Source organism: uncultured Serinicoccus sp., from assembly GCF_947500995.1.
Lineage (GTDB): Bacteria > Actinomycetota > Actinomycetes > Actinomycetales > Dermatophilaceae > Ornithinicoccus.
In genome coordinates, this window is the sequence record NZ_CANMUA010000009.1 from 103,077 (window position 1) to 123,877 (window position 20,801).

Genomic DNA, 20,801 nt, shown 5'->3' on the forward strand with positions numbered 1-20,801 from the left:
CCGACCACCACAGGCGACGCCCGGTCGCTAGAGGACCTTGGAGAGGAACTCCTGGGTGCGCGTCTCGCGCGGGTTCGCCAGGACCTCGCGGGGGTCGCCCTCCTCGCAGATGACGCCGTCGGCCATGAAGACCAGCTTGTCGCCGACCTCCCGCGCGAAGCCCATCTCGTGGGTGACGACCATCATCGTCATGCCCTCGCCCGCCAGGGCCTTCATGACGTCGAGCACGTCGCCGACCAGCTCGGGGTCCAGCGCCGAGGTGGGCTCGTCGAAGAGCATCATGTCCGGGTCCATGGACAACGCCCGGGCGATGGCCACGCGTTGCTGCTGGCCACCGGACAGGTGGGCCGGGTAGGCGTCGACCTTGTCCGACAGTCCGACCCGGTCGAGGTTGGCGCGGGCGACCTCCTCGGCCTCTCTCCGGCTGCGCTTCTTCGCCCGCTGCTGGGCGATGGTGAGGTTGCGCAGGACGGTCATGTGGCTGAAGAGGTTGAACTGCTGGAACACCATGCCGATCCGGGACCGGACGGCGTCGAGCTCGGTCTCGGGGTCGGTGATGTCGATGCCCTCGATGAGCACCTGTCCCGAGGTGGGCTCCTCCAATCGGTTGACGCACCGCAGCAGCGTCGACTTGCCGGAGCCGGACGGGCCGATGACGCAGACGACCTGGCCCGCGTCGACGTGGAAGTCGATGCCGGTGAGGACGTGGTTGTCGCCGAACGACTTGTGCAGGTCGCGGACCTCGATCGCCGGCGCGCCGTGGTCGATCTCCTGGGTCGGGTGCAGCCGGGGCGTCATCAGCGGGACCTCTTCTGTCGGCGCTCGAGCCACGCGACCACGCGGGTCAGCGGCAGGGTGATCACGAGGTACATCAGGCAGGCGAAGACCAGACTGGTGGCGGTGCCGGCCGAGGGCCCGCTGGTCATGAAGTCGCGCGCCATGGTGGTGAGCTCCTTCTCGTTGGCCGCCATCCCGACGACGAAGAGCAGGGACGTGTCCTTGATGAGGATGACCAGCTCGTTGGTCAGCGGGGGGATGACGATGCGCAGCGCCTGGGGCATGACGACCGTGGCCATGGTCCAGGGGCCACTCATCCCCAGGGAGCGCGCCGCCTCCGTCTGCCCCTTGGGCACCGCCTCGATGCCGGCCCGGAGGGTCTCGGCCATGTAGGCAGCGGCCACGAGCATGAGGGCCACCAGACCGGCGCCGATCGTCCCTCCGGGTGGCCGCCACCCGAAGGCGATCGGCACGCCGAAGGCCATGAAGAGGATGACGACCAGCGCGGGCAGCCCGCGGAAGAGCTCGATGTAGGCGGTGGCCAGCCACCGGAAGGGTGCGATCGGAGCGAGCTTCATGAGCACGAGCAGCACGGCCAGCACGAAACCGCCGACGAAGGCGATGAGCGTGTAGAGGATGGTGTTCTTCGCACCGATGGTGACGAAGGCCTGCCAGTTCTCGGTGAACCCCTCGCGCATGAAGAAGTTGTCGCGGATCGCCTCCTGGTCGGCGACCAACCAGAGGCCACCGACCAGGATGACGAACAGGGCGTACAGCGATACTCGTACCCCCCGCTGGCGCTGGGTGCGGGTCATGGAGAGCATCCGGGGCGCCGACTCAGTCCTCTGCGCTGAAGTACGTGTCGTAGATCTCGTCGTACTCCCCGCCGTCACGCAGCGCGGTCAGCTGCTCGTTCACGGCCTCCACGAGGGCGGTGTTGTCCTGCTGCATGGCGAAGCCGTACTGCTCGTCGGTGGAGTACTCCTCGACGATCGTGAAGCCGCCCTGCCGTGCGTTCTCCACGTTGACCGGCAGGTCCTGGAGGATGGCGTCGACCTGCCCGGCCTGGATGGCCTGGAACATCTCTGGATTGCCGGGGAAGGCGGTGATGGTCGCCTCAGCGGCGTTGTCCTTGGCGTAGGCCTCTCCCGTCGTGGACTGCTGGACGGCCACGCGCCGGCCGGCCAGGTCGTCGATACCGGTGATGTCCGAGTCCTCGGGGACCAGCAGCGACTGCTGCGAGTCGTAGTAGCCCTCGGAGAAGGCGAGGTTCTCCTGGCGGTCCTCGGTGATGGTCATCGCCGACGCCGCGACGTCGCAGTCGCCCGAGTTCAGGGCCAGGCCGGACTCCAGGGCGTCGAAGGAGGAGTCCTTGACCTCCAGCTGGAGCTCCATGCCGTCGGCGATGGCCTGCATGAGGTCGATGTCGAAACCGGTGTAGCCCGACTCGCTGTCGGGGTCCTCCATCTCGAAGGGCTCGTAGGGGACCTCGGAGCAGACGGTCAGGGTGCCGTCGGTCACGAGGTCGAGGTCGGCGCCGGCCGCGTCGCCGCCACCGGCCTCGCTGCCGCCGTCGTCGGAGCCGCAGGCGGCGAGGGAGAAGGCCAGGGCGCTGGCCGCGATCACGGGAAGGAAGGAGTTCTTCATGCGCGCACCATACGTCCGGCCCGGGCGAGACGTGCTCACCCGGGCCGGATCGTGACCGAATCGATGCCGGTCAGGCGGTGTCGGCCTCCTCGGCAGCCTCCTCGGCGGCCTCGGCGTCCTCGTCGACCCAGTCGAAGGTCTTGGTCACGGCCTTCTTCCACTGGCGGTAGAGCCGGTCACGCTCGGCGTCCTTCATCCGGGGGCTCCAGCGCTGGCCCTCTTCCCAGTTGTCGATGACGTCCTGCTCACCGCTGAAGAACCCCACGGCGATGCCGGCGGCGTAGGCGGCCCCGAGCGCCGTCGTCTCCGCCACCTTGGGGCGCACGACGTCGACCCCCAGGATGTCGGCCTGGAACTGCATGAGGGTCTCGTTGGCGACCATGCCGCCGTCCACCCGCAGCTCGGTCAGCTCGACACCGGAGTCGGCGTTCATCGCGTCGGCGACCTCGCGGGTCTGGAAGGCGGTGGACTCCAGGGCGGCGCGGGCGATGTGGTTCCTGTTGACGTAGCGGGTCAGACCCACGATGGCCCCGCGGGCGTCGTCCTTCCAGTAGGGCGCGAAGAGCCCGGAGAAGGCCGGCACGATGTAGCAACCGCCGTTGTCGTCGACCTGCTGCGCCAGCTGCTCGATCTCCGGCGCGTCCGAGATGAGGCCGATGTTGTCCCGCAGCCACTGCACGAGGGAACCGGTCACGGCGATCGAGCCCTCCAGGGCATACACGGCGTCCTGGTCACCGATCTTGTAGCACACCGTGGTGAGCAGGCCGTTCTCGCTCGGCACGATCTCGGTCCCGGTGTTGAGCAGCATGAAGTTGCCCGTGCCGTAGGTGTTCTTGCTCATGCCCTTCTCGAAGCAGGCCTGCCCGAAGGTCGCGGCCTGCTGGTCGCCGAGGATGCCCGCGATCGGCACGTGCAGCTTGGTGCTCTCGCCGTACACCTCCGCCGAGGACCTGATCTCCGGCAGCATCGACAGCGGGATGCCCATGTCGGAGGCCACCTGCTCGGACCAGCTGAGCGACTGCAGGTCCATGAGCATGGTGCGGGAGGCGTTGGTCACGTCGGTGACGTGCACGCCCCCCTCGGTGCCGCCGGTGAGGTTCCAGACCGTCCAGCTGTCGGTGTTGCCGAAGAGGAGGTCACCGGCCTCGGCCTTCTCCCGCGCACCCTCGACGTTGTCGAGGATCCACTTGACCTTGGGTCCGGAGAAGTACGTCGCGAGGGGGAGCCCGCAGATGTGCTTGTACTTGTCCGCACCCTCCTCGCCCGCCAGCTCGGCGACGACCTTGTCGGTCCGGGTGTCCTGCCAGACGATGGCGTTGTAGACGGCCTCGCCGGTGGTCTTGTCCCAGACCACCGCGGTCTCCCGCTGGTTGGTGATGCCGATGGCCGCCAGCTCGTCGTTGCCTATACCGCCCTTGCCCAGGGCGATGCCGATGACCTCCTTGGTGTTCTGCCAGATCTCGGCGGGGTCGTGCTCGACCCATCCGGCCTTCGGGAAGATCTGCTCGTGCTCCTTCTGCCCGACCGAGTGGATCTCTCCGCTCTTGGTGAACACGATGGCACGGGTGCTGGTGGTTCCCTGGTCGATCGCCAGGACGTAGTCAGCCATGGATGCGCTCCTTCACGTCGTTGTGCATGGGGTGGGGTGCGGTCACTGGATCCAGAGGTTTGTCGTGTGGTCTCACCCGTACATGGCGGCGACGAGTCCGGCGAGGACACCACCGACGAGTGGGCCCACGACGGGGACCCACGAATAGCCCCAGTCGCTGGTGCCCTTGCCCGGGATGGGCAGGACGGCGTGCGCGATGCGCGGACCGAGGTCACGTGCCGGGTTGATGGCGTAGCCGGTCGGGCCGCCGAGACTGGCTCCGATACCGACGACGAGCAGGGCCACGGCCAACGGGCCCAGACCGGACGGGGTGTTGCCGAACATGATGACGACGAAGACCAGGACGAAGGTGCCGATCACCTCGGTGGCGAAGTTCCAGCCGTAGTTGCGGATCTCCGGCCCGGTGGAGAACACCCCGAGCTTGGCCGCCGGGTCGCCGTCGGCGTCGAAGTGCTGCTTGTAGGCCACCCAGCACAGCACGGCACCGAGGAAGGCGCCCAGCATCTGCCCGCCGAAGTACACCATGGCGTTGCCGAAGGTGGCCTCGACGGCCGCCAGGCCAGCATCTGGGTTGCCGGGGAAGAACTCGGACCCGTTGGCCCAGAGTCCCACGGTCACGGCCGGGTTGATGTGCGCCCCGGACTTGTAGGCGGTGTAGACACCGGCGAAGACGCCGAGACCCCAGCCGAAGTTGATGAGCAGCCAGGCGGCGCTCGCGCCGCCCCCGGTGCCCTTGGTCTTGGGGAGGATGGCGTTGGCCACCACACCACAGCCGAAGAGCAGCAGCATCATCGTGCCGAGCACCTCTGAGATGAAGATCTCTCCCACGTCGCAGGATCCTTTCTGTGCTCACGGGCCCGGACGGGCGTCCGGGACCCCCGGGGGTCAGGCGTCCTTGCCCGCCCCCATCGCCTGGAGCGGGGCGACCTCACCGAGGTGGTCCCGGACCCGGGCGGCGCTCTCGTCGTCCGGCTCGGCGGCGGCTGCGATCTCCGCCTCGGCGCGGGCGGTGTAGGCCTCGATCTCGGCCTGCTTCTTCCCCTCGTCCCAGCCCAGCTCGGCCGCCGCGATCTCGGCGATCTCGGGGACCGTGTCCAGGCCCTTGCGGGGTGCCTCGTATATGAGCCGGGTGCGGCGCATCATGAGGTCCTCGAGGTGCAGCACCCCCTCCGTGCGGCAGGCGTGGGCGACCTCGGCGCGCAGGTAGGCGCTGGAGTGCTCGAGGGTGCGGGCGAGGGAGGGGTCGGCGTCGATGAGCTCCAGCAGCTCCTCCACCAGCGACCCGTAGCGGTGGAGCAGGTGGTCGGTCATCTGCTCGCTCCAGCCGTACTGCTCGCGCAGGGCGCGCATCCGGTGCCGCATGGCGGCCTCGCCGACCGCACCGAGCAGCGGGATCTGGTCGGTGACGCAGGGCAGGTCGTCTGCCTTGCCGCCGAGCGCGAAGTCGACGGCGTCCTTGGCCATGACGCGGTATGTCGTGAGCTTGCCGCCGCCGATGACGGTGAGCCCGGGCACGGGGCTGGCGACGGTGTGCTCCCGGCTGACCTTCGCCGAGTCCGTGCCCTCCTTGGTGCCCGGCTGCAGCAGCGGGCGCAGACCGGCATACCAGCCGACGACGTCGTCCCGGGTGAGGGTCGTCTTGAGCACGGCGTTGGCGTGGTCGAGCACGTACTCGATGTCCGCCGCCGTGGCCACCGGGTTCTGCCGGTCCAGCTCCCAGGGGGTGTCGGTGGTCCCCAGGATCCAGTAGCGCGACCAGGGGATGAAGAAGAGCACCGACTTCTCGGTCTGCAGGAACAGGCCCGAGGTGCCCTGGATGCGCTCGCGGGGGATGACGAGGTGGATGCCCTTGGAGGCCAGCACGTTCAGGCCGCCGTCGGTGTCGGCGAGCCCCGAGACGTCGTCGGTCCACACGCCGGTGCAGCTGATGACGTGCTCGGCGCGTGCCTCGAAGCGCTCACCGGTCTCGAGGTCGACGAGCTGGGCACCGACGGCCTTGCCGTGCTCGTCCTTGACGATGCTGACGACCTCGGTGCGGCTCGCGGCCCGCGCGCCGTAGGTGTGCGCCGTGCGCACCAGGGTGGAGACGAGCCTGGCGTCGTCGACGGTGGCGTCGTAGTACTTGACCGCGCCGATGGCGGTGTCGTGACGCAGGTCGGGAAACTGCTTGCTCAGCCCGCCCCGGGTGGTGTGCTGGTGGATGGGCAGGGCACGCCGCCCGGGCATGATGTTGGCCAGCACGTCGTAGAGGGTGACGCCGGCTCCGTAGTAGGCGCGCTGCCACACCCGGTGCTCCAGGGGGATGAGGAACGGCATCGGCTTGACGAGGTGCGGGGCCAGGGTCTTGAGCAGCAGGCCGCGCTCGGTGAGCGCCTCGTGCACGAGCTTGAAGTCGAGCATCTGCAGGTAGCGCAGGCCGCCGTGCACGAGCTTGGTCGACCACTGCGAGGTTCCGGACGCCCAGTCCTGCGCCTCGACGATGACCGTGGACAGCCCGCGGGTGGCCGCGTCGAGCGCCACCCCGGCACCCGTGACCCCACCCCCGATGACCAGCACGTCGAGCGGTCGGCCGCCCGCACCCGACTCCTTGAGGGTCTGGATCGCCTGCTCGCGGCTGGCGGGGTCGAGTGGGCGAGGCTGCATGGTGGCCTTCCGGTGGTGGACGTCCCGTGGTGCCTCCCGATCCTGCCCTGCCCGGACCTGTCCCGCAAGGGCACGGAGCCGGACGTCGGGGCTGGTCGAGGGTGCCGCGCGGGCCGGTGTCGCACGAGCGCCACGGGTGGGGCAGGCTGGGACCATGCTGCGCACCCTCGGCTCCGGGACGTCGAGCGTGCGCGCCTACGGTCTGCAGGACGCCCGACGTGCTCTGGACGTGTGCGCGGAGGACCCGGTGAGCAACGTCTTCGTGGCCGCGCGCATCCGGGAGAGCGGTCTCGTCGGCACCCGTGGACCCCTCTACGGCTACGAGGCCGGGGGTGAGCACGCCCTGTGCTGGTGCGCGGCCAACGTGGTGCCGGTCGGCGCGAGCCCGCGGGCGCTGGGGGCGCTGGCGGGGGCGGTGGTCAAGCGGCGCGCCACCGCGAGCTCCGTCTTCGGCCCGGCCGACCAGGTGCTGGACCTGTGGGGCCGGCTGCGCCGCCACTGGGGCGAGCCGCGCGAGGTGCGCCGCAACCAGCCGGTGATGACGATGCAGGCCCTGCCGAGCGAGGTCGGCGTGCCGCTGGACCCGCTGGTGCGGCCGGCGCGCCCCGAGGAGGTCGACCTGGTGCTCCCCGCCGCCGCGGCGATGTTCACCGAGGAGATCGGCTACCCGCCCTACCGCGGCAACGCCACGGCATACCGTCGCGCCGTGGCCGGTCTCGTCGACCAGGGGCACACGCTGGTGCGGGTGGAGGACGGGGAGGTCGTCTTCAAGGCCGACCTGGGCTCGGTGGCGCTCGGGGTGGCGCAGGTGCAGGGGGTCTGGGTGAACCCGCGCTGGCGCGGCCAGGGGGTGGCGGCGCCCGCGATGGCCTCCGTGGTGGAGCACACCATCCGGCACGTCGCCCCGGTCGTCACGCTCTACGTCAACGACTTCAACGCCCCGGCCCTGGCGACCTACCGCCGGGTCGGCATGGTGCAGACGGGCACCTTCGCCACGGTCCTGCTCTGAGCGGTGCTGCGGCGGCGCGCCTCAGCCGGTGAGCCGCTCGTGCAGGAAGGCCCACGCCAGGGCGTGCCAGGTCGCCCACTGCGCGGCGGTGCTGGCGCCCCCGTGCCCACCCTCGGTGTTCTCCCAGTAGGTCACGTCGCGCCCGTGCTCCTCCAGCAGCGCCGCCATCTTGCGGGCGTGGCCGGGGTGCACCCGGTCGTCGCGGGTCGAGGTCGCGAGGTAGACCGGCGGGGTCGGACGGTCGGGGTCGAAGCGCTGGTAGGGGGAGAAGGTCTGCAGCCACTCCCACTGCTCGGGGTCGTCGGGGTCGCCGTACTCCGCCATCCACGAGGCCCCGGCCAGCAGGTGGTGGTAGCGCCCCATGTCGAGCAGCGGCACCTGGCAGACGACCGCCCCGAAGTCCTCCGGGTAGCCGGTGAGCATGTTGCCCACCAGCAGCCCGCCGTTGCTGCGCCCGGTCGTCCCCAGACGGGGCACGGAGGTGACGCCGCGGGCGACGAGGTCGCGGGCGACCGCGACGAAGTCCTCGTAGGCCCGCGGGCGCTGCTCCTGGAGGGCCGCCTGGTGCCAGCGCGGGCCGAACTCCCCACCCCCGCGGATGCCGGCGACGACGTGCACATGACCGTGCGCCAGCCAGGCCCGGCCGACGATGGGGTCGTAGGCCGGGGTGAGCGCGTGCTCGAAGCCGCCGTAGCCGTGCAGCACCGTGGGGGTGGAGCCGTCCCCGGGCAGGTCGGCGGGACCCACCTGCCAGTAGGGGACCCGGGTGCCGTCCGCCGAGGTGGCCCACTGCTGGGTCACCTCGAGGCCGCTGGCGTCGAAGCGCCGCGGCGCGTGCCGCAGGGGCTCGAGCCGCAGCTCGTCGGCCTCCTCGAGATGGGCCAGGGAGAGGGTCATCGGGTCGAGGAAGCCGGTCGTGACGACCCACAGGTCGTCGCTCTCGTGGTCGTCGACCGCCGACAGGCTCACGGTCCGCAGGCCGACCTCCAGCGCGTCGGTGAGGTCGGTGGTGACCCACCCCTGCTCCGTCCTGCGGTGCGCCTGGACGGTATGCCGCACCTCCTGCAGGGTGGTCGTGACGAGCTGGTGGGCGGTCCAGCTGAGGCCGACCAGGGCGGAGCGCTCGTCCGGGGCGACGAGGCAGGTCCACGGCGCCGTGGCCGGGTCCGTCAGCACGGCCGGCAGCGGGGCCACCACCAGGGCGCCCGGTGCGTACTCCAGCCCGGGCCGGGGACGCCAGGCGTGGCGCAGCTCGACCGCGACCTGGTCCCCGTGCACGGAGATCGAGGCTGTCTCGGGCAGGTCCAGCGCCTGCACCCCCTCGGCGGTCAGGACGAGCGCCTGCTCGCGGTAGAAGGCCGGGACCCGGGTGAGCACGGTCTGGTCGCGCTCCTGGTCGTGGTGCACGAACACCCCGAGGTCCTCCTCACCGACGGTGTGGACGACCTGCGCGTCCGCCACCGGGGTGCCGCGGCGCCACAGCCGCACCGTCCGCGGGTAGCCCGAACGGGTCGCGCCGGTCGGGTCGTCGGCCGTGGTGAGGTAGACGTGGTCGCGGTCCCGCCAGGTCAGCCGCCCCTTGGCCTCGGGCTTGGCGAAGCCCTCGGGCCCGGTGACGAACCGCCCGGTGGCGAGGTCCAGCTCCCGGGTGGTGCCGGCGTCCGAGCCGCCGCGGGACAGGTGCACCAGGGCCCGGTCGTGCGACGGGCGCAGCAGGCTCGCCCCCTGCCACACCCACGGCACGTCCTCGTCCTCGGCCAGGGCGTCGACGTCGACGAGGACCTCCCACCGCGGGTCGTCGGTGCGGTAGGACTCCCAGGTGGTGCGCCGCCACACGCCGCGGGGGTGCTCCGCGTCGGTCCAGAACCCGTAGAGGTGGTCGCCGGCCTGGCCGACCAGGGGGATGCGGTCGCTGGCCTCCAAGGCGTCCCGGATGCCGTCGTGCAGCCCGGGGAAGGCCGGGCTGCTGCGCAGCGTCTCCTCGCTGCTCGCCGAGCGCTCGCGCACCCAGTCCAGGGCCTGGGGCGACTCGACCTCCTCGAGCCAGCGGTGCGGGTCGGTGGCGGAGGGGGTCGGCGTCATGCGCCCCATGTCATCACACGACCGGCGCGGGCCCGGCCTAGGGTGACGGGTATGCCGTTCGACCACACCGCCGTCCGTGCCCAGTTCCCGGCCCTGCGGTCCGGGACCGCGTTCTTCGACGGCCCTGGTGGGTCGCAGACCCCGCAGGCCGTCGCGGAGGCGGTCGCCTCGACGCTGACCAGCGCCATCTCCAACCGGGGCGTGGTGACGAGCAGCGAGCGGCGCGCCGCGGACGTCGTCGACGGGGCACGCCGCGCGCTGGGCGACCTGCTGGGGGTCGAGCCGGGGGACGTCGTCCTCGGGCGCAGCATGACGGCGCTGACGATGGACCTCGCGCGGACCCTGGCCCGCGCCCAGGGCTGGGGACCCGGTGACGAGGTCGTGGTGAGCTCCTTGGACCACGACGCCAACATCCGCCCGTGGGTGCTCGCCGCGGAGGCCGCCGGCGCCACGGTCCGGTGGGCCGAGGCGGACCCCTCGACCGGTGAGCTGCCGGTCGAGGCCGTCACCGCGGTGCTGTCGACGCGCACCCGGCTCGTCGCCGTGACCGGCGCCTCGAACCTGCTCGGGACCCGGCCGGACGTGCCGGCCATCGCCGACGCGGCCCACGAGGCCGGGGCCCTGGTGCACCTCGACGCCGTGCACCTGGCCGCGCACGCCCGCGTGGACCGGGAGGCGCTGGGCGTCGACCTGGTCTCCTGCTCGCCGTACAAGTTCTTCGGCCCGCACCTGGGGGTCCTGGCGGCCCGCCCCGGCCTGCTCGGGCAGTGGCGTCCCGACAAGCTCGTGCCCTCCAGCGACGCCGTCCCCGAGCGGTTCGAGCTCGGCACCCTGCCCTACGAGCTGCTGGCCGGCACCACCGCGGCCGTCGACGTCATCGCCGGCTGGGGCGAGGGGGCCTCCCGCCCGGAGCGTCTCACCAGCGCCTTCGCCGCGGTGGAGGAGCACGAGGACGCCCTGCGCGAGCGCACGGAGGAGGGCCTGCGGGGGATCGAGGGACTGACCCTCTGGTCCCGGGCAGCCCGCCGCACCCCGACGCTGCTCTTCACCCTCGAGGGCGTGGAGCCGTCCGCGGTGCACCGCCACTTGGCGGGGCTCGGCGTCAACGCCCCCGCCTCGCACTTCTACGCCTGGGAGCTGTCCCACCGTCTCGGCCTCGGGCCGGCCGGTGGGGTGCGCGTGGGGATGGCGCCCTACACCAGCACCGACGACGTGGACCGGTTGCTGGCGGGCGTGACCGAGGTGGCCTCGACCCGCTGACCCCGGCGCCCCGACGACGCGAGGACGGCCGCCACCAAATCCCGTCGAGACCCGCCGATCCCGGCAGGTACCCTCGTAGCGCCGGGACACCGGTATACCCCTGCACACCGACCACCGAGGAGTGCCCTGCCGTGACGCGCCCCCTGCGCCTGTCGACCCTCTTCCTGCGGACCCTGCGCGAGGACCCGGCCGACGCCGAGCTGCCGGGGCACAAGCTGCTCGTCCGCGCGGGCTTCGTCCGGCGTGCCGCGCCGGGCGTCTACTCCTGGATGCCGCTCGGGCTGCGGGTGCTGCGCAACGTGGAGCGCGTGGTGCGCGAGGAGATGGACGCCATCGGCGGCCAGGAGCTGTCCTTCCCGGCGCTGCTGCCGCGCGAGCCCTACGAGGCGACCGGCCGGTGGACCGAGTACGGTCCGAACCTCTTCCGGCTGCAGGACCGCAAGGGCGTCGACATGCTGCTCGGGCCCACGCACGAGGAGATGTTCACCCTCGCGGTCAAGGACATGTTCAGCTCCTACAAGGAGCTGCCGCTCACCCTCTACCAGATCCAGACGAAGTACCGCGACGAGGCGCGGCCCCGCGCCGGGCTGCTGCGCGGCCGCGAGTTCGTCATGAAGGACTCCTACTCCTTCGACGTCGGCGACGACGGGCTGGAGGAGGCCTACCAGCGGCACCGTGCGGCCTACGTCCGGATCTTCGACCGGCTCGGCTTCGACTACGTCGTCGTGCACGCCGACTCCGGGGCCATGGGCGGCTCGGCCAGCGAGGAGTTCCTCGCCGTGAGCCCGGTGGGGGAGGACACCTTCGTGCGCTGCGAGGAGTCCGGGTATGCCGCGAACGTCGAGGCTGTCGTGGTGCCCCAGGCGCCGCCCGTCGACGAGGCCACGGTGGCGTCGACGCCGGCCGCCCACGTCGAGGACACCCCCGACAGCCCCACCATCGCGACCCTCGTGGCCCAGGGCAACGCCCTGCACCCGCGGGCCGACGGCCGGCCCTGGACGGCGGCCGACACGCTGAAGAACGTCGTCGTCCTGCTGACCCACCCCGACGGCAGCACCGAGCCGCTCGCCATCGGCCTGCCGGGCGACCGCGAGGTCGACGCCAAGCGGCTCGAGGCCCAGGTCGCCCCCGCCACCTGGCGGCCCTTCGAGGAGGCCGACTTCGCGGCCTACCCGATGCTGGCCAAGGGGTACATCGGCCCCGGCGTGCTGGGGGAGGAGCGCGAGTCCGGCATCAGGTACCTCCTCGACCCCTCGGTGGCCGAGGGGTCGGCCTGGGTGACGGGTGCGGACGAGCACGGCAAGCACGTCTTCGACCTCGTGGTGGGCCGGGACTTCACCGCCGACGGGACCATCCAGGCCGGCGAGATCCGCGAGGGCGACCCGAGCCCGGACGGTGCCGGCCCGCTCACGCTCGCGCGCGGCATCGAGATGGGTCACATCTTCCAGCTCGGCCGCAAGTACGCCGAGGCGCTGGACCTGCGGGTGCTCGACGAGAACGGCAAGCTCGTCACCGTGACCATGGGGTCCTACGGGGTCGGCGTGTCCCGTGCCGTGGCGGCCGTCGCCGAGGCGACGCACGACGACCTCGGTCTCGTGTGGCCCCGCGAGCTGGCGCCCGCCGACGTCCACGTCGTCGCCACGGGCAAGGACCAGGCCGTCTTCGACCACGCCGAGGGTCTGGTGGCCGAGCTCGCCGCGCAGGGCCTCGAGGTGATCTTCGACGACCGGGCCAAGGTGAGCCCCGGGGTGAAGTTCAAGGACGCCGAGCTGCTCGGCGTCCCGACGATCGTCGTGGTGGGCAAGGGCCTGGCGGACGGGGTCGTCGAGCTCAAGGACCGCCGGTCCGGCGAGCGCCGTGAGGTGCCGGTCGAGGCCGGCGTCACCGAGGTCCTGGCCGAGGTGCGGGGCACGGCCCCGAGCCCGGGCTGAGCACCGACCCCTCGGTGCTGGCCTCGCTCGACCTGGAGCCACGGGTCCTGCTCCTCCTCGCGCTCGCCGGCCTCGCTGCCGGGTTCATCGACGCCGTCGTCGGCGGTGGCGGGCTGGTGCAGCTCCCGGCGCTGCTCCTCGCGCTGCCGGGCGCGACCCCGGTGCAGCTGCTGGCCACCAACAAGCTGGGCTCGATCTGCGGCACCACCACCAGCTCCCTCACCTACCTGCGCCGCATCCGGCCCGACCTGCGCACCGCGCTCCCCCTGGCGGGTGCCGCGCTCTGCGGCAGCGCGGCCGGTGCGGCGCTGGCCTTCCACATCCCCAAGGCCGCCTTCACCCCGCTCATCCTGGTCGTCCTGGTGGCGGTGGGGGCCTACACGCTCCTGAAGCCGTCCATGGGGCAGATGCAGACGCTGCGCTTCGCCCACTCACGGCGGCGGCACCTGGCGTGGGCCGTCCTCATCGGGCTGGTGGTGGGCGCCTACGACGGTGCGCTGGGTCCCGGGACGGGCTCGTTCTTTGTCTTCGCGCTGGTCAGCATCCTGGGGTACGGGTTCCTCGAGGCGAGCGCGAAGGCCAAGATCGCCAACCTCGCCACCAACCTCGCGGCGCTGGCCGTGTTCGTCCCGCAGGGGGCGGTGATCTGGTCGGTCGGGCTGCTCATGGGCGCCTCGAACGTCGTCGGCGGCTATCTCGGAGCCAGGGTGGCGGTCTCACGGGGCAGCAGGTTCGTGCGGGTCTTCTTCGTGGTGGTCCTCGTCGCCTTCGTCGCCAAGCTCGGCTACGACACCTGGGTGCAGCTCGCGGGCTGACACCGTCCGGCTCCCGCGTCACCCGCCGGGGGCGTAGCCGCTTCCCCAGCGCTCGACGTAGGCCTCGAGGGAGTCCTTGCGGACCGCCTGCCCCAGCGCCGCGGTCTGCTCGCGGTCGACGACGTTGACCGACTGACCCTGGACCATGTCGAAGCCGGTGAGGGGCACCATGAGCGAGATGGTGTCCTCGGGGTCGAGCTCGGTGAGCAGCGGGGCGAGCGCGACGAAGTCGGCGACGTCGAGGTCCCCGGTCACCTTGACGTTGTCCCTCAGGTTGGCCACCAGCTCCGGGAAGTCCTGCGGGTCCTCCTCGAGGCGTTCCTGCAGCCGCTCCATCATCCCGATCATCACCGCCCGCTGACGCTCGGTGCGGTCGAGGTCCCCCAGGGGCAGCGTCTGGCGCTGCCGGGCGTAGATGAGCCCGTCGGTGTTCTCCAGCCAGATCTCGCCCTCCGGGAAGACGACCTCCCGACCGGTGGAGCCGACCACCACCGAGGAGGCGTGCTGGTTGTCGACCTCGAAACCCTCCAACCACCGGGTGAGGTTGATGAACCCCTGGAAGTTGGACTGCAGCACGTAGTCGATCTCCACCCCACCGAGCAGGTCGGAGACCGTGGCACGCAGCGTGTCGGTGCCGCCCCGGGCGAACGCCGAGTTGATCTTCCCCTGGCCCAGCCCCGGGATGTCCACCCACATGTCGCGGGTGAACGAGATGAGCGCGACGTCCTCACGGTCGGCCGGCAGGTGCAGCAGCATGATGGTGTCGGACTGCCCGCTCATCGAGGAGGGGTCCCGCGAGTCGGTCCCCACCAGCAGGATGGTCACCGGCCCGCTGCCTAGGGGGGAGCTCTCGGGTGCGGCCGAGGTCCGCTCCGCCGCCGTCGCCGTCAAGGACGTCGTCGCGGACCCGGTGGGGGGCGAGGAGTCGCCCGCGACCGCCGTGCTCGTGGCGGCCGCGTCGTCGGGGGAGCCGGTGCCGGCGGTGTCGTCGGTCGCCGCGGGTGCGCTCGCGGACGACGTCACCGCGTCGGCCTGCTCGGTGGTGGGGGCCACCTGCGTGGTGGCGGGGTCGCCGCCGCTGCACGAGGTCAGCACCAGCGTGGCGGTGAGGGTGGCCAGGGCCCGGGAGATGCGCACGCCCCCATGCTCGCAGACGCAGGCGCCCGGGCCGGAGGGCCGCCGCGGGCGCGGTGCGGCGTCGCCCAGCGCCGTCACCGTCGTCACCGTCGTCGGTGTCGTCAGTCTCTCCGGTGTCGTCAGGGTCGTCGGTGTCGTCAGGGGAGGTCGGCCGGGTCGGCGGACGGCAGACCGCACACCGTCCCTCGGCAGACCAGCGCCAGGCCGGGGCCGACCTCCGTGGCGGGGTCACCGCCACCGGTCGTGGGACGGACGACGAGGGTGCCCACCGGGGTGCGGCCCGCGGCCCGCGCCAGGTCGGCGCCCGGGCGGGCCCCCAGGTGCACCGTGACCGGTCCGGCGGCCAGCTCCTCGGCCGCCACCAGGGACCACCCGGCGAAGCGCGGCGCCTGCTGCGCGGTGGCCGCGACCCGTGCGAGGGCCTGACGGGCGCGGTCCAACCGGTCCGCGCGGGAGCCCTGCGCGCCGGCCCGCACGAGCGCGACCGTGAGGGCGGACAGCCCTCCCGGCTCGGCGTTGTCGCCGGTGGCCGACGGGGCGAGGAAGAGCTGCTCGCCGTCGCGCCCCGTGGCCGCGAAGCCTCCGTCCGGTTCACCGAAGAGGTCGAGGGCGCGGTCGAGGAGGTGGTCGGCCTCGTCGAGCCACCGGGGGTCCCCGGTCGCCCGGTGCAGCGCCAGAAGGCCGTCGGCGAGGTTGCCCACGTCCTCGGCCACGCCCAGCGAGCGGCCCACGACGCCGTCCCGCGAGCTGCGTCGCAGGCGCCCGTCGACGACGTGGATGTCCAGGAGGAAGCGGGCGCAGCGTGCGGCGAGGTCGACCCAGTCCTCCTCCCCGAACACCCAGCCCGCGTGCGCCAGCGCACCGACCAGGAGCCCGTTCCAGGCGGTCACGACCTTGTCGTCCCGGCCCGGCTGGGGTCGCAGGCTCCGGGCGACGTCCAGGCGCTGCCGGACCCCGGCGAACCACGCGCGGTCGTGGGGGTCCGAGCGCAGCTGCAGCGTGGACCGCCCGTGCTCCACCGTGCCGGTCCCGGTGACCCCGAGCAGGTCGGCGGCCGCCTCGCCGTCCTCGGGTCCGAGGGCGGCTGCCAGCTCTGCCCGGGTCCAGGTGTAGGTCGCCCCCTCCACCCCCTCGGTGTCGGCGTCCAGCGAGCTGGCGAAGGCCTCCTGCTCGGTCCACAGCTCGCGGACGAGCCACTCGACCGTCTCCCGCACGACGCGCTCGGCCCAGGGACGCGAGGTCTCGTCGGTCCGGGCCAGGTCGGTGTAGACCCCCAGCAGCAGCGCGTTGTCGTAGAGCATCTTCTCGAAGTGCGGGACCGCCCAGGCGCGGTCCACGGCATACCTCGCGAAGCCGCCACCGACCTGGTCGTAGGTGCCGGACCGGGCGAGGTGCTCGCAGGTGCTCCGCACCATCGTCAGCGCGTCCTCGGCCCCGGTGCGGGCGTGGTGGCGCAGGAGGAACGCCAGGACCATGGACGGCGGGAACTTCGGCGCCCCGCCGAACCCTCCCCACTGAGGGTCGTGGTCGGAGGCCAGATCGGCCACCGCACGGGCGAGGTCGATCTCGCCCACACCCCCGGCGGCCCCGGCGCGCGCGTGCGCCTCCCGCAGCCGCGCGGCCATCTGGTCGGCACCCTCCTCCATCCGGCCCCGCTCCGACGTCCACTGCCGAGCGGCGGCACGCAGCAGGCGCAGCAGGTCGTCCTTCGGCAGGTAGGTCCCCGCCCAGAACGGCTCACCCGTGGGCGTGAGCAGACACGTCATCGGCCAGCCCCCGTGCCCGGTGAGCGCCGTGGTGGCGCTCATGTAGGCGGCGTCGACGTCCGGGCGCTCCTCGCGGTCCACCTTGACCGCCACGTAGCCCTCGCGCAGGACCTGGGCCACCTCCTCGTCCTCGAAGGACTCGTGCGCCATGACGTGGCACCAGTGGCAGGCGGCATACCCCACGGACAGCAGGACGGGCACCCCGCGGTGTCGCGCCTGCTCGAAGGCGTCCTCGCCCCACTCCCACCAGTCCACGGGGTTGTCCGCGTGCTGCAGGAGGTAGGGCGAGGTGCTGCTGGCGAGACGGTTCGGCATGGCCCCCAGTCTGCCTCGCCGGGCGGGACGGCTCAGGGCAGGTTCAGGCCTGGGCTCACCAGAAGGCGTCGCCGGGCTCCCGCCGCTGCAGGCGCGCGACGACGCGCTCGCCGATCCGCTCCCACACGGCATACCGGCGGGGGCGCAGCACCAGGTCCCAGGCGCCCACCCAGTCGGTGACCTCCTTGGTGAAGCCGCGCTTGAACTTGCCGATGCCGTGCCGGGGATGACTGGGGTCGTCGAGCCGGCTGGAGTGCGGGACGCCGACCAGGTCGTAGGTGCGCGCGCCGCGCCCGATGGCCCAGCGCATCCCCTCGTACTGCACGAGCTGGCTCGCGCCGGGGACCGGCCGGTCGCGCAGGCTGGCGCCCTCCTTGTACTCGGCGTGCTCGCCGATGGTGGTGACCAGGGCCCAGGCGACCGGCTGGCCGTGCGCGCTCGCGACGAGCACCTGGGCGTGGCCGCCGCGCACGAGGGTCTGCCAGGAGCTCACGTGGTAGTCCTTGCTGCGCACCCCCAGCTGCTGGTCGCGGACGACGTCCTGCCACAGCTGCCACATCGTCTCGTACGTCTCCGGCACGTCCTGCGCGCGGACGACCTCCACGCCGTCCCGCATGGCGCGGCGCACCATGTTGCGGGTCTTGGCGGGGTAGGCGGCGAGCAGCTCGTCCTCGTCCTCGGGCAGCGGGAAGACGACCGTCGAGGAGTGCGGCTGGACGGGGTCGGTACGGACCAGGCCCAGGGACCTCATCGCCTCGAGGCTCTCGGGGGTCTCCGGGATCTCGGGCTCGATCCGGACGAAGAGCACACCCTCCGCCCGCGCGCGCTCCCACAGGTCCGGGAGCAGCGCGGCGAGTCGGTCCACCTCGGCGACGCACGGGCCCTTCGGGGCGTACCAGACCTTGCCGAACCCCGGTGCGACCTTCTCGTGGATGGTCAGCGCGACGCCGTCGACCACGGCGTGGCGCGGGACCCATCGGGCCAGGCGCTTGACCTCCCCGATCTCGTGGCTCTGGAAGATGTTGCCGCCCGCCGGTGTGGCGGCGATGAGGTCGTCCCACTCCTGCGCGGTGGGTGAGGTCACGAACGTCAGTGCCATGGCGCTCACCCTACGGTCACCGAGCCCTCCGGCCGGGGAGGACGGCTCAGGGCAGGCTCATGCCCGGGAAGGGCTGCGCGGGCACACCCAGCCGGTCCGCCCAGAGGTCGGCCTCCAGGACGAGCCGCAGGGAGGACTCCACCTGCTCCACGTCCGACCCGGCGCGGTCGGCGACCGTCAGGACCGCCGGTGCGATGTCCTGCACCACGGCCCGCGCGAGCGCGAGGCGCTGCTCGCCGTCGGCGAGCGGCTCGGGGAGGTCGTAGCCCAGCGGTGGCACCGGGGCGGCGTCCCCCGCCAGCGTGACGAGGGAGCGGGTGACCGAGCGCAGCGGGGCCAGCACCTGCTCGTAGCGCTCCCGCTCCTCCCCGCCGGAGCGCGCCGTGACCACCTCCAGCGCGAAGACGGCGGGACGGGTGCGGGCCAGGACCGGGACCGCCGCGGTCCCGGTGGGTCCGACGAGCGGGGGCCAGTCCGTGCCGGCCCCCAGGCGGTCTGCGCTCGCCAGGTGCTGGGCCGCGAGCGACAGGAGCATGGGACGGTGCACCGAGGTGGAGGTCGCGACGGCCTCGAGCATGGTCGACAGGTCGTCCCGCACCCTGCGCCCGACCTCCACCAGCTCCGTCGGGCCGGTCGAGGTGACCGCGGCGTCGTCCCCCGGCGCGGTGGTCGCCGCCACGTCCTCGCCGTCCTGCGCGCTGCTGCCGTCGAGCGCCCGCAGGACCAGGTCGAGGCGTTCCTCCTGCGTCGTCCACACCTCGTCCAGGGTGCGCGCCAGCTGCCGGCCCTGCCCGGTCGGGCGGGTGCCCGCGAGCAGGTCGCGGTAGCCCGAGACCCGGTGGCGGACCTCCCGCAGCAGGGGGAGGTCCGGGCTCGCGCGACCCTCGAGGGCGTCGGTCGAGGGGTCCGGCGACCACGGGGTGCGCAGCCGCTCGCCGCTGCAGCCCGCGAGCAGCGCTCCGGTGGCGACGCCGGCTCCCACGCGCAGGAGGGTGCGGCGGGAGGTGGCGGCGGGGGGCATGGGTGCATCCTCGCAGACGGTAGGCTGTTCACCCCGGGGCAGCACGCCGCGGGCACCTGTGCGTGCCCGGCCCGCCGACAGCAGAAGACTGAGGAGCACCGCATGGACGCCCGCGCCGCCGCCGCGACGATCACGCAGCACACCTCCGAGGCGCTGCAGCACGCCGAGCTGGACGTGGTGGTCGACGACGTCAGGGTGCAGGAAGCCGGACGGCGACGGCTGGTCCGCGTCCTGCTCGCCCGCGACGTGTCCGCCATCCCCGCGGACGACACCACGTCCACGGTCGAGCCGCTGAGCCTCGACGAGGTGTCCGAGGCCACGACGGTGGTGTCCTCCGCCCTGGACGGGTGTGCGGTCATGGGGGAGCGTGCCTACACCCTCGAGGTGAGCTCGGCGGGCACCGACCGCGCTCTCACCACCCCGGCGGACTTCCGGCGCAACGTGGGGCGGTTGCTCACCGTGGTGCGCACCGACGGCAGCTCGACGACCTCGCGGTTGCTCGCCGCCGGGTCCTCGGAGCTGCGGCTGGAGGGGGAGGACCACCCGGTACCGCTGTCCGAGGTGACGCGGGCCCAGGTCCAGATCGAGTTCACCCGCCCCGACGGAAAGGACGCATGATGGACATCGACATGGCCGCGCTCCGCTTGCTCGAGCGCGAGCGCGAGATCCCCATGGACGTCATCGCCGAGGCGATCGAGCAGGCTCTGCTCTCCGCCTACCAGCGCATCGAGGGGCATGCCCGCCACGCCCGCGTCGAGCTGGACCGGACCAGCGGTCACGTGACCGTCTGGGCGCGCGAGGACCCGCCCGTCCTGGAGGACGGCACGCGGGGCGAGCCCGGGCCGGAGTACGACGACACCCCCGAGGGCTTCGGGAGGGTTGCCGCCTCCACCGCTCGCCAGGTCATCACCCAGCGCATGCGGGACCTCGAGGACGACGCCATCCTCGGGGACTTCCGCGGACGCGAGGGGGACATCGTCTCCGGCGTCATCCAGCAGTCCAACGACCCGCGCCGCGTGCTCGTGGACTTCGGGACGATCGAGGGCGAGCTCCCGGTCTCCGAGCAGGTGCCGGGGGAGAGCTACGAGCACGGGCAGCGGCTGCGCTGCTACGTCGTGAGCGCCAAGCGAGGGATGCGCGGGCCGCACGTCATGCTGTCGCGGACCCACCCCAACCTGGTGCGCCGGCTCTTCGCCCTGGAGGTGCCCGAGATCGCCGACGGCACCGTGCAGATCGAGGCCATCGCCCGCGAGGCCGGACATCGGACCAAGATCGCGGTCCACTCGCCGGTGCCCGGGGTCAACGCCAAGGGCGCCTGCATCGGCCCCATGGGTCAGCGGGTGCGGGCGGTGATGGCCGAGCTCCAGGGGGAGAAGATCGACATCGTCGACTACGACGACGACCCGGCGGCCTTCGTGGCGGCGGCCCTGTCGCCCGCCCGGGTGACCTCGGCGGCCGTGGTCGACACGCGCACCAAGCAGGTGCGGGTGGTGGTCCCCGACTACCAGCTGTCGCTGGCCATCGGCCGCGAGGGCCAGAACGCCCGCCTCGCCAACCGGCTGACCGGCTGGAAGATCGACATCCGGGCCGACACCGAGGAGCAGGTCGAGCACGGGGCAGCGACCACGTCACCCGACGCCAGCGTGTAGAGTGAAGGGTCGGACCGTAGTTGACCTCCCGGTGCGGACAG

The 20,801-nt window shown here is 72.5% G+C and carries 17 protein-coding genes; 6 read left to right on the forward strand and 11 right to left on the reverse strand.

All coding sequences use genetic code 11. The annotated features are described in order from the left end of the window. Positions 1-27: 27 nt before the first annotated feature. The 6 genes from Q0967_RS14595 to Q0967_RS14620 form a co-directional block, all read right to left on the reverse strand. Positions 28-798 carry an amino acid ABC transporter ATP-binding protein gene (locus tag Q0967_RS14595; RefSeq protein ID WP_298751075.1) on the reverse strand — a complete coding sequence of 257 codons (771 nt, stop codon included), beginning with the start codon at positions 796-798 and terminating at the stop codon, positions 28-30. Next, positions 798-1,592, reverse strand: coding sequence for an amino acid ABC transporter permease (locus Q0967_RS14600; protein ID WP_298751078.1), 795 nt, complete (start codon positions 1,590-1,592; stop codon positions 798-800). The genes Q0967_RS14595 and Q0967_RS14600 overlap by 1 nt, the downstream gene beginning before the upstream one ends. 22 nt (positions 1,593-1,614) lie before the next feature. After that, positions 1,615-2,424 (reverse strand): basic amino acid ABC transporter substrate-binding protein, encoded by an 810-nt coding sequence (locus tag Q0967_RS14605; RefSeq protein WP_298751081.1) that lies wholly within the window; start codon positions 2,422-2,424, stop codon positions 1,615-1,617. A gap of 70 nt (positions 2,425-2,494) precedes the next feature. Then, a complete protein-coding gene (gene glpK / locus Q0967_RS14610) occupies positions 2,495-4,033 on the reverse strand; it encodes a glycerol kinase GlpK (protein WP_298751083.1) in 1,539 nt (512 codons plus the stop codon). A 72-nt stretch (positions 4,034-4,105) separates the two neighbouring features. After that, complete coding sequence (locus Q0967_RS14615; protein WP_298751086.1) at positions 4,106-4,861, reverse strand: MIP/aquaporin family protein; 756 nt, start codon at positions 4,859-4,861, stop codon at positions 4,106-4,108. A 57-nt stretch (positions 4,862-4,918) separates the two neighbouring features. Next, on the reverse strand, positions 4,919-6,676 hold the full coding sequence (locus tag Q0967_RS14620) for a glycerol-3-phosphate dehydrogenase/oxidase (RefSeq protein ID WP_298751088.1): 1,758 nt from the start codon (positions 6,674-6,676) through the stop codon (positions 4,919-4,921). A gap of 154 nt (positions 6,677-6,830) precedes the next feature. On the opposite strand from Q0967_RS14620, the gene Q0967_RS14625 reads away from it, so the two are divergent. Next, on the forward strand, positions 6,831-7,685 hold the full coding sequence (locus Q0967_RS14625) for a DUF4081 domain-containing GNAT family N-acetyltransferase (RefSeq protein WP_298751090.1): 855 nt from the start codon (positions 6,831-6,833) through the stop codon (positions 7,683-7,685). A gap of 21 nt (positions 7,686-7,706) precedes the next feature. On the opposite strand, the gene Q0967_RS14630 is transcribed toward Q0967_RS14625, so the two are convergent. After that, complete coding sequence (locus Q0967_RS14630; protein ID WP_298751091.1) at positions 7,707-9,767, reverse strand: prolyl oligopeptidase family protein; 2,061 nt, start codon at positions 9,765-9,767, stop codon at positions 7,707-7,709. A gap of 51 nt (positions 9,768-9,818) precedes the next feature. Between Q0967_RS14630 and Q0967_RS14635 the strand changes: the two genes are divergently transcribed. From Q0967_RS14635 to Q0967_RS14645, 3 genes are all read left to right on the forward strand, one after another. Then, positions 9,819-11,027: a cysteine desulfurase-like protein gene (locus tag Q0967_RS14635; RefSeq protein WP_298751093.1), complete on the forward strand. Its 1,209-nt coding sequence runs from the start codon at positions 9,819-9,821 to the stop codon at positions 11,025-11,027. 131 nt (positions 11,028-11,158) lie between these two features. Continuing rightward, positions 11,159-12,958, forward strand: coding sequence for a proline--tRNA ligase (locus tag Q0967_RS14640; protein ID WP_298751096.1), 1,800 nt, complete (start codon positions 11,159-11,161; stop codon positions 12,956-12,958). A gap of 14 nt (positions 12,959-12,972) precedes the next feature. Then, on the forward strand, positions 12,973-13,773 hold the full coding sequence (locus Q0967_RS14645) for a TSUP family transporter (RefSeq protein WP_298751099.1): 801 nt from the start codon (positions 12,973-12,975) through the stop codon (positions 13,771-13,773). An 18-nt stretch (positions 13,774-13,791) separates the two neighbouring features. Here Q0967_RS14645 and Q0967_RS14650 read toward each other — a convergent pair whose 3' ends face one another. From Q0967_RS14650 to Q0967_RS14665, 4 genes are all read right to left on the reverse strand, one after another. Beyond that, entirely contained in the window at positions 13,792-14,910 is a 1,119-nt protein-coding gene (locus tag Q0967_RS14650; RefSeq protein WP_298751101.1) for an LCP family protein, read from the reverse strand. 137 nt (positions 14,911-15,047) lie between these two features. Beyond that, the gene (locus Q0967_RS14655) at positions 15,048-16,991 is read right to left on the reverse strand and encodes a thioredoxin domain-containing protein (RefSeq protein ID WP_298751103.1); all 1,944 of its coding nucleotides are present in this window, start codon (positions 16,989-16,991) and stop codon (positions 15,048-15,050) included. Positions 16,992-17,046: 55 nt separating this feature from the next. Then, a complete protein-coding gene (locus Q0967_RS14660; RefSeq protein WP_298751105.1) occupies positions 17,047-18,090 on the reverse strand; it encodes a peptidoglycan bridge formation glycyltransferase FemA/FemB family protein in 1,044 nt (347 codons plus the stop codon). A 46-nt stretch (positions 18,091-18,136) separates the two neighbouring features. Next, positions 18,137-19,111, reverse strand: a complete 975-nt coding sequence (locus Q0967_RS14665; protein ID WP_298751107.1) for a DUF4439 domain-containing protein — start codon at positions 19,109-19,111, stop codon at positions 18,137-18,139. A gap of 102 nt (positions 19,112-19,213) precedes the next feature. On the opposite strand from Q0967_RS14665, the gene rimP reads away from it, so the two are divergent. After that, on the forward strand, positions 19,214-19,729 hold the full coding sequence (gene rimP / locus Q0967_RS14670; RefSeq protein ID WP_298751109.1) for a ribosome maturation factor RimP: 516 nt from the start codon (positions 19,214-19,216) through the stop codon (positions 19,727-19,729). Continuing rightward, positions 19,729-20,760 carry a transcription termination factor NusA gene (gene nusA, locus Q0967_RS14675; RefSeq protein WP_298751112.1) on the forward strand — a complete coding sequence of 344 codons (1,032 nt, stop codon included), beginning with the start codon at positions 19,729-19,731 and terminating at the stop codon, positions 20,758-20,760. The genes rimP and nusA overlap by 1 nt, the downstream gene beginning before the upstream one ends. The last annotated feature ends 41 nt before the right edge of the window (positions 20,761-20,801 follow it).